This is a genomic window from Roseimicrobium sp. ORNL1 (assembly GCF_011044495.1).
In the GTDB taxonomy this organism is placed as follows: Bacteria; Verrucomicrobiota; Verrucomicrobiia; order Verrucomicrobiales; family Verrucomicrobiaceae; genus Roseimicrobium.
Genome location: NZ_CP049143.1, coordinates 2,842,901 through 2,857,801 on the forward strand (window position 1 = coordinate 2,842,901; position 14,901 = coordinate 2,857,801).

10 protein-coding genes are annotated in these 14,901 nt (G+C 61.2%); all 10 read right to left on the reverse strand.

The features are described from left to right. Positions 1-119: 119 nt before the first annotated feature. The 10 genes from G5S37_RS11525 to G5S37_RS11570 all read right to left on the reverse strand — a co-directional run bounded on the left by G5S37_RS11525 (position 120) and on the right by G5S37_RS11570 (position 14,883). Positions 120-401: a hypothetical protein gene (locus G5S37_RS11525; protein ID WP_165203865.1), complete on the reverse strand. Its 282-nt coding sequence runs from the start codon at positions 399-401 to the stop codon at positions 120-122. 491 nt (positions 402-892) lie between these two features. Beyond that, entirely contained in the window at positions 893-4,153 is a 3,261-nt protein-coding gene (locus G5S37_RS11530) for an inverse autotransporter beta domain-containing protein (RefSeq protein ID WP_165203868.1), read from the reverse strand. Between the two features lie 645 nt (positions 4,154-4,798). Further along, positions 4,799-5,602, reverse strand: a complete 804-nt coding sequence (locus tag G5S37_RS11535; RefSeq protein WP_165203870.1) for an alpha/beta hydrolase — start codon at positions 5,600-5,602, stop codon at positions 4,799-4,801. A 421-nt stretch (positions 5,603-6,023) separates the two neighbouring features. Beyond that, positions 6,024-6,326: a hypothetical protein gene (locus G5S37_RS11540; RefSeq protein WP_165203873.1), complete on the reverse strand. Its 303-nt coding sequence runs from the start codon at positions 6,324-6,326 to the stop codon at positions 6,024-6,026. A gap of 48 nt (positions 6,327-6,374) precedes the next feature. Further along, positions 6,375-7,244 (reverse strand): SH3 domain-containing protein, encoded by an 870-nt coding sequence (locus tag G5S37_RS11545; RefSeq protein ID WP_206026406.1) that lies wholly within the window; start codon positions 7,242-7,244, stop codon positions 6,375-6,377. Between the two features lie 74 nt (positions 7,245-7,318). Further along, entirely contained in the window at positions 7,319-9,379 is a 2,061-nt protein-coding gene (locus G5S37_RS11550) for a BatD family protein (RefSeq protein WP_165203879.1), read from the reverse strand. 161 nt (positions 9,380-9,540) lie between these two features. Next, positions 9,541-11,568, reverse strand: a complete 2,028-nt coding sequence (locus G5S37_RS11555; protein ID WP_165203881.1) for a VWA domain-containing protein — start codon at positions 11,566-11,568, stop codon at positions 9,541-9,543. A gap of 39 nt (positions 11,569-11,607) precedes the next feature. Continuing rightward, entirely contained in the window at positions 11,608-12,627 is a 1,020-nt protein-coding gene (locus G5S37_RS11560; RefSeq protein ID WP_165203884.1) for a VWA domain-containing protein, read from the reverse strand. A gap of 2 nt (positions 12,628-12,629) precedes the next feature. Further along, positions 12,630-13,505: a hypothetical protein gene (locus G5S37_RS11565; RefSeq protein ID WP_165203887.1), complete on the reverse strand. Its 876-nt coding sequence runs from the start codon at positions 13,503-13,505 to the stop codon at positions 12,630-12,632. A 268-nt stretch (positions 13,506-13,773) separates the two neighbouring features. Continuing rightward, positions 13,774-14,883 carry a DUF58 domain-containing protein gene (locus G5S37_RS11570; protein WP_240914851.1) on the reverse strand — a complete coding sequence of 370 codons (1,110 nt, stop codon included), beginning with the start codon at positions 14,881-14,883 and terminating at the stop codon, positions 13,774-13,776. Positions 14,884-14,901 lie beyond the last annotated feature (18 nt).

A 14,901-nucleotide genomic window follows, 5' to 3' on the forward strand; every position in this document is an offset into this window, starting at 1 on the left:
GCAAATCGAAGCGATGGCGTAGTGAACCACGACAGCGGAGTGCTGGACAGATGAGGTTAGCCGCAAAAAGACGCAAAAAACTCAAGAAGGTGTGATGGTGGGGAGCACCAGATCACAGTTCACGGATAGCTTACTCCCATAGCGTTATAGGCTTTCAACACGATGAGAGTGCTGGTCGTTGGATCGTACACCACGAGACATTGGGAGGAGCTAAGGCGGATGGTGAACGCCGCTCGTGAGGATACGTCTTTACCGCTGCTCCCATCCAGGATGTAGCCGCTTGATTGGAAACGCTGTTCGTTAGTCATGGGTTGCCATGCTGCATATCCATTGGCCTTGGGGTCCCAGGCACGAAAGTCTGCATCAGACACCTGGAAGTGATAGTGAATCTCCGGCGACATTCCTGTTTTGTGCACGTCTCTGGTCTGCACCCATGAAGATGGTGGGGAAAAACCGAATGTGCGACTGAAGTCCGGTGACTTGCTGTCTGCTCTGCAACAAGCCAGGCAACACACTGCCAACAAGAGAACGGTGAATACGAAGGAACGAAAGGTAAGCTCAATAGTGCGCATGAGATGGAGTTCGCCTTGCTGGATATGGCGACGGAGGCCGGAGCTTTGCGAAAGGGTGGAGTGATGTGCTGCCACCCAGTATCAGACCCTTTTGAGTTTTTTGCGTCTTTTTGCGGCTATCTTCATCCGGCTAACACGCGGTGATCGCGCCGCATGCTGCCATCGCTTCGATTCGCTGATAGCTGGCGGGTAAGAAAACCCGCCGGACGCTGTCCGGTCAGGAGACCCGACTTCCTGTCCTGAGGGCGCCGGTCTCGCACCCCACGCACCCGCCAAATCAAAAATCATCAATCACAAATCATAAATCCATCACGCCCTCCTCACGGCACCGTCACCGGCACCGTGATCACAGAGCTGTTCAGCAGGAAGTTCAGTGTCGGTGTGCCATCAACCTTCAGCGTGTCTCCAGCCGTGGGATTCGGTGTAGGAGTGGCTGTGTTGTTCAGCGTGCCCTGGATCGTCATCTCGCCCGCTCCTCCGCGCTCAATCGACAGGTGAGATCCTGCGACCGTGTTGGTGATGGTATTCAAGTTGAAGGCTTTCACCGTCAGTGCTCCTTCATTCCCGCTCACCAGCACGATGCCACCGTTGCCGGCGCCGGTGATGGTGTTGGCCTCGAACAGATTCGAGTGGATGATGCCGCCCACGGCCTCGCCCAGCGACTGCCACTCGATGCCGGCCCCGCGGCTGTTGGTGATCACATTGGCTGCGGGATTCACCAGCACGTCCGCCAGATAGCGTGCCTCCACATAGATGCCGCGGCGTTGCGCGTCCGTGATGGCGTTCGCCGACACATGGGCAATCAGGTGGGAGTAGTCGGCGGCAAACAGTTGCACGCCATCGCCACCTGAATGAAGGAGGTAGTTGTTCGCCACCTCCGCCCAGATGTATCCCTGGGAATCGGTAGCGAGCCGCACCGCTTCCCCAGTGGTGTGGGAGATTTCATTGCCCCGGACGTAGGCGGTGATGCCCAGGGCATCATTCCACGAGCGCATGCTCACGCCATATTGCAGGCCGGTCATCGTGTTATTCTCCACATGCGCTGTCACCTCCGCAGAGCCATTGGAGTTGATGAGCACACCGCCACTATCCGTAGCACCGGTAAAGGCATTGTCCGAGATCGTGACTACCACACTGGCATTGGTCGTGGCAGCAAGGGCGACACCTGTTCCCTTGGGGTTGTAGATCTGGTTGCGCTGGATCACCGCATCAAGCGCGTGGGCGCCGTTGGATTCAATCTGGATGGCCGTCGTCGGCCTTTCGGGATTGTGGAAGACATTGTCCGTCACCGTCACTCCGGTCAAATCCGTCAGTTGCAGGTTGGAGTTCGTGAAGACGTTGCCGATGGCGGTGAAGTCCATGGTGGTGCCATCGGTGGGGTGATTGTACATCACAAAGGTGCCGTTGGTGATCTGATTGCCCAGGAACTTGAGAGAATTGTCCTGCCCACCGGAACTGGTGCCCTCGATGAGATGGCCCCAGCGTTCGGTCAGGATGTTCCCCTCGAAGGTCAGGTCCATTTTTCCATCAGCGTTGTATCTCAGCACGCGGGCGTAGTTTTCATCCGTGACGCTGCGAATCGTATTCCCTGTCACCGTGGCTTCCACCGTGCCGAAGCTGCCGGGGAATCCCCTGGCGTCGACATTGATGCCAGAAACGGTGTAGTTGATGGTGTTCCCCGTGATGTTGGCTTTGATCGTGCCGCCGTACCAGGCTGACAGGTTCACGCCCCAAATGGTTCTCTCGAACACGTTGTTGACGATGTCCGCCTCAATGCTGCCAATGATGGTGAAGAGTTGCACGCCCAATTCATTCGCGATCAGGTTGTCCTTCACGAGCGTCTTCTCCCCACTCAGGGAACCGCCGGCTTCGACCTTGACCGGTGCGGTCCCATAGAAATGGTTGCCCACGATTTCGCTCTGCTCAACCCCTCGGATGTAGAGGGGGCTTGAGTTGAAGTCATATCCGTAGATGCCGATGTACTTTCCCCATTGGGCACTGATGCCATTCGGCGCAGTCACCTTCGGCCTGGGTCCTGTGCCGAAGGTCCGGCCTCCCAGCCCTGGGATAGGGGTGCCGCTTCCGATGAACTTCACCTGCTGGCTGAAGTTGCTGGGGAGGAAGACATCGGCACTGTAGTCCACACCGCCCTGCGTATACACATTCCACACGCGGTTGGTCTGCACAGACTTGGTTCCCGCCAGAGTGCCGCCGGCCACGATGGTATCAAACGGCTGCTCCGCCGTGCCGGTGCCACTCGCACTGCCCGCGCCGATGCCATTGCCCACGGCCGCCCCGTTGTTCACGAAGACGATGTCCTCCTGCAGCACCACGCGCTGCGAGCTCTGCGCCACCACCTTCGTCACGCGCTGCACGGAGGTGTCCACGTCCACCTTCTGCTCAGTGTCATTGCCCACCTTGATGGCTTCATTCTGTCTCCGCACCGGCTCCACCAGGCGCTCCGCGAGGTGGCGACGACGCGGCGTGAAGGATTCTCCCACACGGTCCCAGAATCCCTTGCCATCGCCCAGGTCACCCATCTCAAAGGGAATCTCCAGGCGCAGGCCATACAGCCAGTCACTGCCCACGTAGCGCTCGTCTTCATACCACGTCGCATTCAGCACCACCGCCGGTACCGGGCGCACTTCCACGCCAGCCTTCCAGCCTTCCACATTTCCCGTGCCACCGGTCTGCGGACCAAAGGGTTGATTGTCGAAAGAGTAGTAGCCACCGATGAAGAACACATCCATCCACCTATCGAGCCCCGGCACCAGCAGCGAGGCCTGCACATCCCAGCCCTCCATGCCTTCCTCATACAGGCGGAAGAGCTGCTCAATCGTCGTCGTGCTCGTCGTCGTCGTGGCAAGGGTGGTGGTCGTCAGCTCCTGCTGGACGGTATTCCCCGTGGCGAAGGGCTCTCCGCTCACTTGCTGGCTCAGGCTCGTGCTGCTGTTGGTAAAGGTCTGCTTCGAGCGCTGCTCCAGCACGAGCTTCCGCTCCGTGAGCGGGATGTAGTAGTTCCCCCGAATCTCAAAGTACCGCGTGCCAATCTCCGCACCCACGCCGAGCTGCCAGAATTGGTTGTCGATCTCCGTGTCCAGCATGTCGACGAAGAAGTTCGCGCCCACATACACGCCTTCTTCGAAGATGCCCGCTTGATGCCCATCATGCTTCGTCACCGCGCTGACACTCTGTGTGGTGAAGTAGTGCCGCCACCCGAAGCCCAGGCTCGCCGCCACTTCTCCTTGCTCACCCCACGAGCTGTAGGGCTCGATGAAAAGGACATCCCCACTGAGCAAACCATCCTGTCCCACCGTGCTGATGACCGGCAGCACGAGAAACACATTCCCCTCCGTGTACTCATCCGTCGTCTTCACCCCACCGCCGAAGATGCCTGGCAGGCTCCACTGGTCGTGGATGGTCACCGCCTTCGCGCTCTTCTCATCCGCCTTTACCACTGGTTCCGGCCCCGCCAGGAGCGTTGAACCACTGCCCAGCATCAGCCCCAGCAAGGGCAGAAGCGCAGAGGCAGGACGACGGAGAAAGGGAAACAAACCGCACAGGGAGAACTGACCGCGCATGGAGAGTTTGGGGGTGTGTTGACGTGACGTGAGTATCTGCCTGAGGCGCATCCCCCTGTAGGGTAAAGCGGGAGAGGGGACGCGACCCGCCGCCGACTAGACGCCGAGTTGCAAAATGCGCGAATGGGAAAGAGAAAAAATTTTCAGGCGCCAAACCCGGAGCCAGATCAGATCCAGGAAGTCGGGTCTCCTGACCGGACAGCGTCCGGCGGGTTTTCCAACCCGCCTGCCATCAGTGACCGGAGCGATTGCGTCATGCATCGGGATAGCGGTATGCGGGCCTGATGAGATTAGCCGCAAAAAGACGCAAAAGACTCAGAAGGGTGATGCAGGTTAACGCTATGTTTGATGGGGGTGGTGGTTTGTGGCGGGTAGGATTCGGAACATCCGTTCACTTAAGCCTCTTCAACGTGAGGTCACCCATCCTGGACCCTCTTGAGTTTTTTGCGTCTTTTTGCGGCTAACTTCATCCGGCCAGTACGCCGCTGTCGCGGTTCACTACGCCATCGCTTCGATTCGCAGACAGTCGGCGGGTAAGAAAACCCGCCGGACGCTGTCCGGTCAGGAGACCCGACTTCCTAAAACAAAAACGGCGCGAGTCACCCCGCGCCGCTTTCAAAGTTCAGGACCTTATCCCTCTCCCCCCTAGTGCTTCAACAGCCACTCCGTCGTGCGCGGGTTGAAGTCGCTCAGGCATTCCCAGTGGAAGGCATGGCCGGCGTTGTCATAGAGGTGCAGGTCTGCGCCGGGAATGCCGGCCGCCACTTCTTCGCTCATCCAGCGGGGCGTGAAGGCATCGTTCTTGCCGCCGATGACGAGCACGGGGCACTTGATGTTCTTCAGCTCATTGAGCGTGTTGTGATTCATCGCCGCGGCGGCCTGGGCTTCCATGGCGTGCACCGGTTGCGGAGCGGCGCCGATGGCAGTGCTCTTCAAGTCGTTCTGCATGTTGTTCCAGCAGTCGTCGTTGTCGAACCACGGCTTGGTGAAGATGAGCATCTGCACATACTGCATGAACACTTCCGGGCGCATCGTGGCCTTGCAGTTCATCAGGTGCTGCCAGGTGTAGAGGCCAAAGCGGTCCTGCCGCGCCCAGGTGCACATGAGGATGGCGCTCTGCACCTTGTCCGGATGGCGCAGGGCCAGTTGCTGTGCCACCACGCTGCCGAGTGAGCAGCCGACGACGCGGGCCTTCTTGATGCCCAGCTTGTCCATGAGACCCGCGTAGTCATCGGCCATCATCGCGGTGGTGTAAGGGCCTTCCGGTTTGTCGGTCGAGCCCACGCCGCGGTTGTCACCCAGGATGCAGCGGAAGTGCTTCTCCCATGCCTGCGCATGCGCCTCCCACACTGCGCCGGGTGCCGTGACGCCCATGATGCAGATCACCGGATCGCCGGAACCGCGTTCTTCATAGGCCATGTTGATACCGTTGGTCTGTACAATGGGCATGGGAGGGAGGGGAGTGAGGAGTTACGAGTTGGTGTTATGAGTTAAGAAAATGCCAGGAGTAGGCCAGCAGTCGTCGGTGGCCGATGCAGGGGGCTATATGAAACGAAGGGGGAGCGGGCTGCCAAGCGCAAAAAGTGCGTTGGAGGGAAAAACACCGGGGGACAGGGGAGTGCCGGCTACTTGGGATTCAACGCAGAGACACAGAGACGCAGAGGAACTTCGGAGACTGAAACTGAGGATACCGTTCTTGGTTCTTGGTTGGTTCAGAGCCTGCATCGTTAGCGGCGTGAACTCCGGAATCCCGCCTTCCGGACTCGCATTCCTCAGTCTCCGAAGTTCCTCTGCGTCTCCGTGTCTCTGCGTTGAAGCCAATGCACACGACCTCGCACCCCTAGGGGAAGGCCACCACAACCCGGGCTCATCAGCAGCCGGAAAGGCCCATGTTCATGATGATCCAGACATCAAGACTGATGGCGAAGATGGGTAGGAGCGCCATGGGCAGCCCGCGGATCATCGAGGTCCGCCATCCCATTCTTTTGCGAAACACTGTCGCCAGCAGACCAACCAGAAGAAGGACACCGTTGGCTATCGGTCCCCAAACCACGGCCATGAAGAAGGCGCCCCAGCTCCTGTCCGCCCAGGCCAGGCACAAGATGACGAGATTCACCAGTATTACGAGGATCACAAACGCCTTCACCACCCACTGCTTCTCAGGCAAAGGCATGGATGGCGTTGACATCCTGAACTGCGATCACAACCAAGAACCGCGCCCTCAATCCAAATACTTCGCATCAAACGGCCAGAACGTGCTCAGCGCATCATTCTGCACCCAGCCGCGGATCATCTGGCCGCTGTCCTTGCTGGAGGGGTCTCCGCTCCATGTCTCCACATAGGTCCATGCGCCCCGCTCCTCGAGCTTGCGTACCTGGCTGCCGGGAGGAAGGTCGATGACGCGGCCTGCGGTCGTGCTGGCGGCGGTGTAGGACTTGGCGTTCGGCGAGGTCACGATGGCGAGATCCTTCACCTGGTTGAAGGTCGGACGCAGTCTCCAGCCGATGATGCCCAGCGAACCGCCGACGAGGCCCAGCAGGATCAGCAGAAGGAAAAGCGTGCGCGCGGCCGCGGAGCGGAACACGAAGCACAGCACCGTGGAAAAGACGATGGCCCAAAGGGAGATCACCACGATGCGCATCCATTGCGGACGCGTTAGCAGCGAGGAGTATTGATCCCCCACGTGGTTGGCCGAGAAGGCGAGGTTCCCCGTTTTTCCACGGATGTGGGTGAGATTCTGCACCGTCTCCGGCGAGGGTGGGGGGAAGAGCGCCGCGCGCATGTACCACAGCGCCGCGCGTCCCAGGTCACCCTGGCGGTAGCGGGTGTGCCCCATGAGTTGGAAGAGCTGCGGGCTGACCTTGCCCTTATCCAGCGAATCCTTCAGCAGGGATTCGGAGAGGTACTGCGCCTTCTTGAAGTCACCTTTTTCAAAGGCCACGCGCGCATCTTCATAGCGCTTCGCCAGTTCCTCGGAGTTCTCCGTGTCCGCCGCAGGGGTGGCAGCCTGCAAGGCCGCGCCACCCCAGGCCAGCGGCAGGAGCACCAGTGCGGCGAGGAGACGGAGCCAGGTCTTCAGGGTCGACGGCATCGTGGAGGTGGATGCGGACTCGGGGCCAGATTCGGCAGCAGTGTAAAAAGAAACGCGCATGCGCATGATGATGCTCAGGACTTCGCCTTGCCCTCCGGTTCACTCTTGTCATCGGCCGCCTTTTCCTTCGGCGAATCTTCTGCCGCTGGGGTGGCCTCACTGGCGCTGGATTTTGCCGGAGGCGGTTCGGACAGTGACACGGATGAAGGTTCTGGCGCGGATGGAATGGCGGTGGCCGTGGCCGTAGATGCTGCCACCTCCGCATTCTCCTCCTTCGAGGCCGTGTCATCGCTCGTGCTCGCGCTTTCGTTCCCGCTTTCCTCCACGGTCTCTGTCGCCGCGGGTGGCGTCATGGTCACGGTGGAGGGCTCCGGCTGCGGTGCAGAAAATTCGCCATGCTTCAGCGCGTGCAGCACCTGCTGGCGCTCCTCACGCGACACTACCTGCGTGGCTTCCTCGCTCTGGCGCGAGTAGTTCAGTTCCTCCTGACGATGCAGGATGGCTGCTCCGGCACTGCCGCCGGCACCTGTCACGGCCATGTAGTGCACCGCACGCGAGTAGAATTCTCCGCGCGAGAGATGGCTGTCACTCAGGCTCTTCCACAGCCGGCGTGTGGGAGCCTCCGGGGAGTTTACGTGCGAGGTCCAGGCCATGGCACCCAGCTTCGCGGCGACGATGAGCAGCAGCGCTCCGGCGGCGATGCAGTTCGCCATGAGGAAGCGGCGGTCGTTCTGAAGTGGCAGGCTCGTGGCGAACCACGCGGCGCGGCGCGGCGTGATGGTCAGGATGTCGGTGAGCGCGGCTTTTACCGGCGGCACCTTCTCCTGCACTGCTGCCACCGAGCTGCTCTCACTGGCCGAGCTGGCAGCCGATGCGGGAGCCTCCGGGGTCGCGGCACCTTTCACCTTGATCGGCACCGCCTGGGTCTTCAGTACCACGTATTGTTTCTTCGCCGGGTTGAAGAAGGTGAATTCGAAGGGCGGGATTTCCTTCACCACCTTGTTCGGCAGCATGATCTGCGTGAAGCTCACGCGCTGGTCGCGTCCCCGCTGGACGAGCATGCTGTCATTGGGCTGGAATTTCCTCGCGGGATACAGCTTCCAGTTCTTCGGATCCGTCAGCGTGGGCACGGTCACGGAGTCGAAGTTCCCCGAGCCGCTGACCGTCAGTTCCACCGAGATGGGGTCGCCCACGTTCACCTCGAGCGGCTCCGCCACGAGGCTGATGGAGAACTCGCCCACGGCGCCGCTGAAAGTCCCCGGCTTGTTCTCCTTCGGCAGTGGCAGCACATTCAGCACGACCTCGCTGCTCTTCGCCTTGAACTTCCGCGTCTCCATCTGGTTGAAGTACTGCGGCGTGAAATTGTCCTGATTGGAGGACTGCACATCCACCAGCACCTCACAGGTGGCGGGTCCCAGCTTGAACTTGCCCGGCTTCAGCGCGGACACGGTGCTGTGGAAGACATTCGCCCGGTAGGGCACGCCGCCGATGCGCTGCACATTCTCCTCATCCGGCTGCAGGGGGAAGCGCTGCACCGCGAAGTTCTCCTTGGGCAGCTCAATCAAACCCGGACGGCGCAGCATGGTGCGACCGTGGATGTAGAGGTTCGCCGTGAGCGGCACCACTTCACCCTCGTAGAATTCGGTCTTCCCGGCTTCCAGGCTCAGGATGGGATCGAAGTCGGAGGAGGAGTTGTTCGGGTCATCCTTCACCACGAACTTGACCGCCTTCGTCGTGAAGATATCACCCCGGACCTCGATGTCCTGCGGCGGGATCATGTACGTGCCCTCGTTCTGCGCAGTGATCCTCCAGCTCATGGTCAGCGCCATCTGCACGCTGCCACCGATGGATACCGGCGCCTCACGATACTCCGCGGTGGGTTCCAGCAATTCCATGCCTTCCGGCAGGGAAGGGGGCGCATCCATCTTACTGGGCCGGCCATTGGCCACCGTGATGGTGAAGATGGCGGAGCCGCCCGGCGTGATCTGCGTAGGGCTGACCGACGCTGTGACCGAAGGCTGTGCCTGTGCGGACCCTGCGGCGGCGGCCAGCAGGCCCAGCATGACGAGCACACTCGACAGCAATGACAGGCCGTAGCGCGAAATGGAAGTGCCGGCGCTCGTGCTCGTGCTCATGCGCATCTCGCGCGATGCCCGCGCGAGCGTTGGGGTTTTTGGAAAAATGGAAAGAGACATCTCAACAAAACAAAGGGACCAAGCCTGGCGCACCAGAAGCTTCAATTAGTGACTCTCATGCCCTGCATACCGTTCACTGCTGACCACTGACCATTGACACTTTAATAATCCTTTCCCCCAAGGGCCCGCTCCCGCCGCATGAGATACTGGGTGGATTTCTGCTCATCCGAGTACATGCGCAGCATCGAGCGAGCTTCATAAGGGGTGTACCCGGTGCGGTCATTGCGCATGTGGTCGCCCTCGCCCTCGCCTTCTTTGCCGGGCTTCTCGTTCGGCTTGCTGCCCTGCTCACCAGCACGCAGCTCGCCTTCCAGAATCTCCTCTTGCCCCTCCTGCAGGGCGTCCGTGCGCTTGGGCTTTTTGTTCTCGTCGTTGCCGCCGTCCTGATCCTGCGGGGTCTTTTGTTCTCCTTCGCCCTCTTCTCCCTCGTCGTCGGGTTCGCCTTCACCCTTGCCCTGGCCTTTCTGTTTCTGCTTCTGCTTGCCCTTCTCGCCCTGTTGTTTCTGTTTCTCCTTCTGTTCGGCCAGCATGATCTTCACCTCGTCCAGACGCTTCTGCACGAGAGCGCGGTTCTCGGAGAGTTCCTTGTATTCGTCGGAATCCTTCTTCGCCAGACTCATCGCCGTATCGAAGTGGTCACGGGAATCCGTCCACGCCTTGATGGTGGCTTCCAGGTCGGACTTCAGCAGCACCTCGCCCTGGCTGTAGAGCGCCGTGGCCAGGCCTCGCAGTGAGGGCTTCTGCACACCGGGATTGTGGGACTTGAGTGCATCGCTGAAGGAGCGCACCGCCGTGTCATACTCCTTGAGCTGCAGCTCGGCGGCGCCCAGTCCGTAGTACAGCTCTCCCGCAGGGGCGACCAGCTCCTTGGACTGCAGCATCTTGGTGTAGGCTTCCTTCGCCTCCTTGTAGCGCTGTTCCTTGTAGTGATTCCGGGCCGTCTTCACCGCAGGAGCCACGGCTGCTTCCACGGAGGTCGGAGCGAGCGCGAACCAGCCGACGAGCAGCAGGGCGGCCACGGTGGCATGGGATGATGCCGTCAGTGGTGGCGGAGTCTGGTACGAGTGCTGGTGTTGATGCACCGTGGCCCGCGGATCCACCGGCAGTACCGCCGTGTGCACCGGCCTCAGGTAGGAGGGACGCAGCAACTGGGAAAGCATGATGCAGAATATACCCGCAAACAGCGGCCATTGATAGCGCTCAATGGGGCGGGAAAGGTGCTTGGACTTGTCATCGTGCCGGTCCAGGTTCGCCATGACCCGGTCCACAATGGTCTGGGTGAGGGGCTGGGAGGACAGCTCCACGTACTCGCCACCCGTGATGCGGGCTATCTCCCTCAAAAGCGCGGGTTCGAGCTTGGTTTTCACGATATTTCCATTCTCATCGCGAATGTAGCCGCCGTCGTTCAAGGGATTCGGGTCCGGAATCAGGGTGCCGTCCTGCGTGCCGACACCTACGGGCAGGATGATGATATTGAGGTCCGCCGCCTTCCTCGCGGCTTCCAGGGCGGCGTCATCTGTTTCCTGTCCGTCCGTGAAAATGACCAGTCCATGCCTCGTCCCACGCGACTTCTGGGCCGTCTCGACTGCGAGATTGATGGCCGATGCCACACTGCTGCCGCCTCGGGGAATGGTGGTGTGGTCCAGCGTCTGAAGCGTCTCCGTGAGGGCCTCCTGGTCGGTGGTGAGCGGCGCCTGCAGGAAGGCGCGACCGGCAAAGGCAATCACGCCCACGCGGTCGCCCTTCAATTTCTCCAAGAGGTCCTGCGCCGCCAACCGCGCGCGCTCCATGCGGGAGGGGGCAAGGTCCTCCGCCAGCATGGACTTGGAGGTGTCCATGGCGATCAGGATGTTCCGCCCGGACTGCTCGATGTCCTTTTCATCACGACCCAGCTGGGGCTGTGTGAGCGCAAGGATGAAAAATCCCACGCCCAGCACCAGCAGGCCGAAGTGGATGTTTGCCCAAATCACCGAGGCCCCTGCCATCAGCGTGGACCGCAACCGGGACGAAGACGCGAACCCCTCCAGCCCCTTCTTCGTCGCCAGATCCGCGAAGATCTTGAACAGCGCGATCACCGGCAGCAGGAAGAGCAGGTAAGCGAAGTTGGGGGATGCGAAGTTGAAGCTCACGGGAAAGGGAAAAGTCAGTGGTCAGGCGAGAAACATCAATCACGCGATCGCCGGCGCGGCCCTGCCGAACGTTTGCCGCCACAAAACATACGAGCTGCACAACGTGACCGCGGCAATGAGCCACCAGAAATGGACGTCCTGTGTCTCGACAACCTTCCGGCGGCGCACTTCTGTCTTCTCCAGGCCGTCGATGGTCTTGAACACGTGCTCCAGTCCGGCAAGGTCCTCCGCGCGGTAGAAGTTGCCCTGGCCGATGCGGGCCACTTCTTGCAGCGTATCCACATCGAACTCCTCACGACCGGAATCGATGATCTGCCCGTTCGGCAACTTGATGAGGTGGTGCCCCGGCGTGCCGATGGAGATGGTGTAGATGCGGATGCCGTTCGTGGCGGCGAGTTTCGCTGCCTCCTGCGGGCTCAGCTTGCCGGAGTTGTTCGCGCCGTCCGTGAGCAGCAGGATGACCTTGCTGGGGACCTTCTGCGGAATGAGGCGCAGCGCCGCCGTGGCAATGCCGGAGCCGATGGCGGTGCCGTTTTCCATGATGCCCGTCTGCACGCGGTCCATGTTGTCCAGCAGCCAGTCGTGATCCAGCGTGGGCGGATGCGGCGTGTACGGCGCCCCGGCGAAGGCCACGATGCCGATGCGGTCATTCGGCCTGCCCTTGATGAAATCCCGCAGCACGCGCTTCGCGGCCGCGAGGCGGTTCACCCGGGTGCCGCCGATGTAGAAGTCATCGATGAGCATGGAGAGGGACACGTCGCACGCCACCATGATGGCCAGGCCGTCCGTCTTCACCTCTTCGTAGGAAATCACCTTCTGAGGGCGGGCCATGGCGAAGATGGCGGCTGCCAGGCCGAAGTGCAGCAAGTTCAAGCCAAAGCCACCCATGCGGCTCCGCGTGTTCGAGCCCAGCCCGCGAAGCAGTGCCACTCCGGGGAACGCGATGGCCGGTGCCGCGCCGCGTCTCCCGCGCAGCACAATCAGCAGCGGAATCACCAGCAGCAGCAGCAGCCACCACGGATCATCAAACCGGTGATTTGGGAAAAAGGGAATGGGCATGACTACTCAGTCGGGAGGGGCCGCAGCGTTTCAGACTTGGGACCCGGTGAAGGGGAAGCGGATTCAGGCGCAGCGGTAGAAGAAGGGACAGCATCTTCCGCAGGTTGTTCAGCCGCCGGTGCAGATGGCGACGGCATGGGCGGCAGCGGTGGCGGCCCACTGGTAGGAATTACGAACGCAGGCTGTGCCATGAGCTTCTGCTCTTCGCGCAGGGCTTCCAGGGCTGTCTCCACCAGGGCCTCGCTATCCGCCACCGTCCGGGGGCGTGGCGCAAACTCGACCTGATCATAGAATACCGACACCGGCTCGAACCGATTCTTCAGCGGCACGCGCGTATCCAGCGCCGCGGAGTGGTAGAGCTCCTCCGTGGTGCGATAGGGTGCGGGCACGGCATACGACTGCTGCAGGTACATGCGGATGATGAGCGAGACATCATGCGCCACCTCGGAGGGGGACATCTCATGCACACGGGTGCGCAATGCCTCGAGCGACTCGATGGCCGTCTTCAACGGCGCATTTCGCAGGGATGGGGGGCGATGCCGCTTCGGCAGGAGGGCAAACCAAACGAGTGCTGCCACCAGCAGCAGGCCCACGACAATCCCACTCACCACCAGCCACCACGGCGTGAACATGCGCGAGGGGAAATCTGGCGAGGCAATGTCCGGATGCGGCAGCGGTACCGACTGCGTCGGCGTTCCCGGCGGCGGCGGAATCTGCGCCGGCAGTGCCGCAGGAGTCATCAACCAGCAGAGCAAAATCATCGCCAGCGCCAGCGCCCTCTGCACGAGTACACGCCCCCAAGGAGTGGGAGCATTCCTGCTCCCATTGGCATCATGCGTCTCCTGATGCTCCATCTCGCCAACACTCGAAACCATCATCCAATGATCGGGGGCACTCCTGCCCCCATGGGGATGAGCGGGGAGATCATCGGAGACCGTAGTCGCACAGCGGAGGGTATGCGTACTGGAGCTGTCACCCGAAATGGGAGCAGGAATGCTCCCACTCCTTGAAGGCGCATCCGCACGCGCAGCCCAAGAACCCTTCATCAAGGCCTCTTGTCTCTCTGCCATGCTATTTAACAGCACTCTCATCACTACTTACTGACTACTGTTTACTAACAACTAACTCCTAACCCATCACCCCACCTCACCTCCGCTTCCGCGATCGGAAATATGCTCGCAGGGCAGGCATGTAATCCGTGTTGGTCTGGATGGAGACGCGCTCCACGCGGTTCCTGCTGAGCATGGCGGACAGGTTGTCCTGCATGCCCTGCACACGCTGGTGATAGGTCTGCCGTACGAATGGGTCCGAGGTATTCACGACCACCTGCTCGCCCGTCTCGGGATCCTCCAGGCACATGCGCCCGACGCGCGGGAGCTGCAGCTCGCGGGGATCCAGCACCTGCACGGCCACCACATCATGCTTGGAGGCCGCAGCGCGCAGCGGCTTCTCCCACGCGCGATTGTCATAGCCCGTGAGGAAGTCCGAGATGATGAACACCAGAGCACGATGCGGGATGCGCTGCACGGTGAGGTCCAGCACCTGGGAGAAATCCGTGCCCACCCGGCGCGGCTGGTAGTTCAGGATCTCACGCACCACGCGCAGGGCCTGTGCGGAGCCTTTGCGCGGCGGCAGGTAGAACTCCACCTCACTGCTGAAGAGGGTCAGCCCCACCTTGTCGTGATTTTGCTGCGCGCTGAAGGCAAACACCGCGGCGATCTCCGCCATGCGCTCGCGCTTGCTGTCATCGCCGCTGCCGTAGTCACCGCTGCGGCTCACGTCCACCAGCAGCATGACGGACATCTCACGCTCCTCCACGTACTTGCGGATGTACGGTTCATTCATGCGCGCCGTGACATTCCAGTCGAGAAACCTCACGTCGTCCCCGGCCTGATATTCGCGGAAGTCATCGAACTCGATGCCCTGGCCCTTGAAGCGCGAGTGGTACTGGCCGCCGATGGTTTCCTTCACCAGCCCGCGGGTGATGAGCTCGATGCGCCGCACCCGTTTCAGGATGCGATTGACCCGCTCCTCGGCCACGGCGGAAGTCAGCCCGTTCCTCGCAGAGGGGCCGGGATGCTCATGAGCCGAAGCCGGGCCCATTCCCATGGGTAGCGGCGGAGGCCCGCCGGCGGGCGCGCGCCGTTTGCCTTTGAAGATGAGACTGCGCAGCCAGAAGCCGATGCCCAGCCCGACGAGCACCATGAGCGGCAGGGCAACGGCTTTTCCCAAATCGTGAAGCAGCTCAGCAATCATGGCGCGCGAAGGCGGGGC

What these genes read in the sequence shown, in the direction of transcription:
- G5S37_RS11525 (WP_165203865.1), bottom strand. Translation starts at nt 401, where the DNA reads ATGTCGCCGGAGATTCACTATCACTTCCAGGTGTCTGATGCAGACTTT.
- G5S37_RS11530 (WP_165203868.1), bottom strand. Translation starts at nt 4,153, where the DNA reads ATGCGCGGTCAGTTCTCCCTGTGCGGTTTGTTTCCCTTTCTCCGTCGT.
- G5S37_RS11535 (WP_165203870.1), bottom strand. Translation starts at nt 5,602, where the DNA reads ATGCCCATTGTACAGACCAACGGTATCAACATGGCCTATGAAGAACGC.
- G5S37_RS11540 (WP_165203873.1), bottom strand. Translation starts at nt 6,326, where the DNA reads ATGCCTTTGCCTGAGAAGCAGTGGGTGGTGAAGGCGTTTGTGATCCTC.
- G5S37_RS11545 (WP_206026406.1), bottom strand. Translation starts at nt 7,244, where the DNA reads ATGCCGTCGACCCTGAAGACCTGGCTCCGTCTCCTCGCCGCACTGGTG.
- G5S37_RS11550 (WP_165203879.1), bottom strand. Translation starts at nt 9,379, where the DNA reads ATGAGCACGAGCACGAGCGCCGGCACTTCCATTTCGCGCTACGGCCTG.
- G5S37_RS11560 (WP_165203884.1), bottom strand. Translation starts at nt 12,627, where the DNA reads ATGCCCATTCCCTTTTTCCCAAATCACCGGTTTGATGATCCGTGGTGG.
- G5S37_RS11565 (WP_165203887.1), bottom strand. Translation starts at nt 13,505, where the DNA reads ATGATGGTTTCGAGTGTTGGCGAGATGGAGCATCAGGAGACGCATGAT.
- G5S37_RS11570 (WP_240914851.1), bottom strand. Translation starts at nt 14,883, where the DNA reads ATGATTGCTGAGCTGCTTCACGATTTGGGAAAAGCCGTTGCCCTGCCG.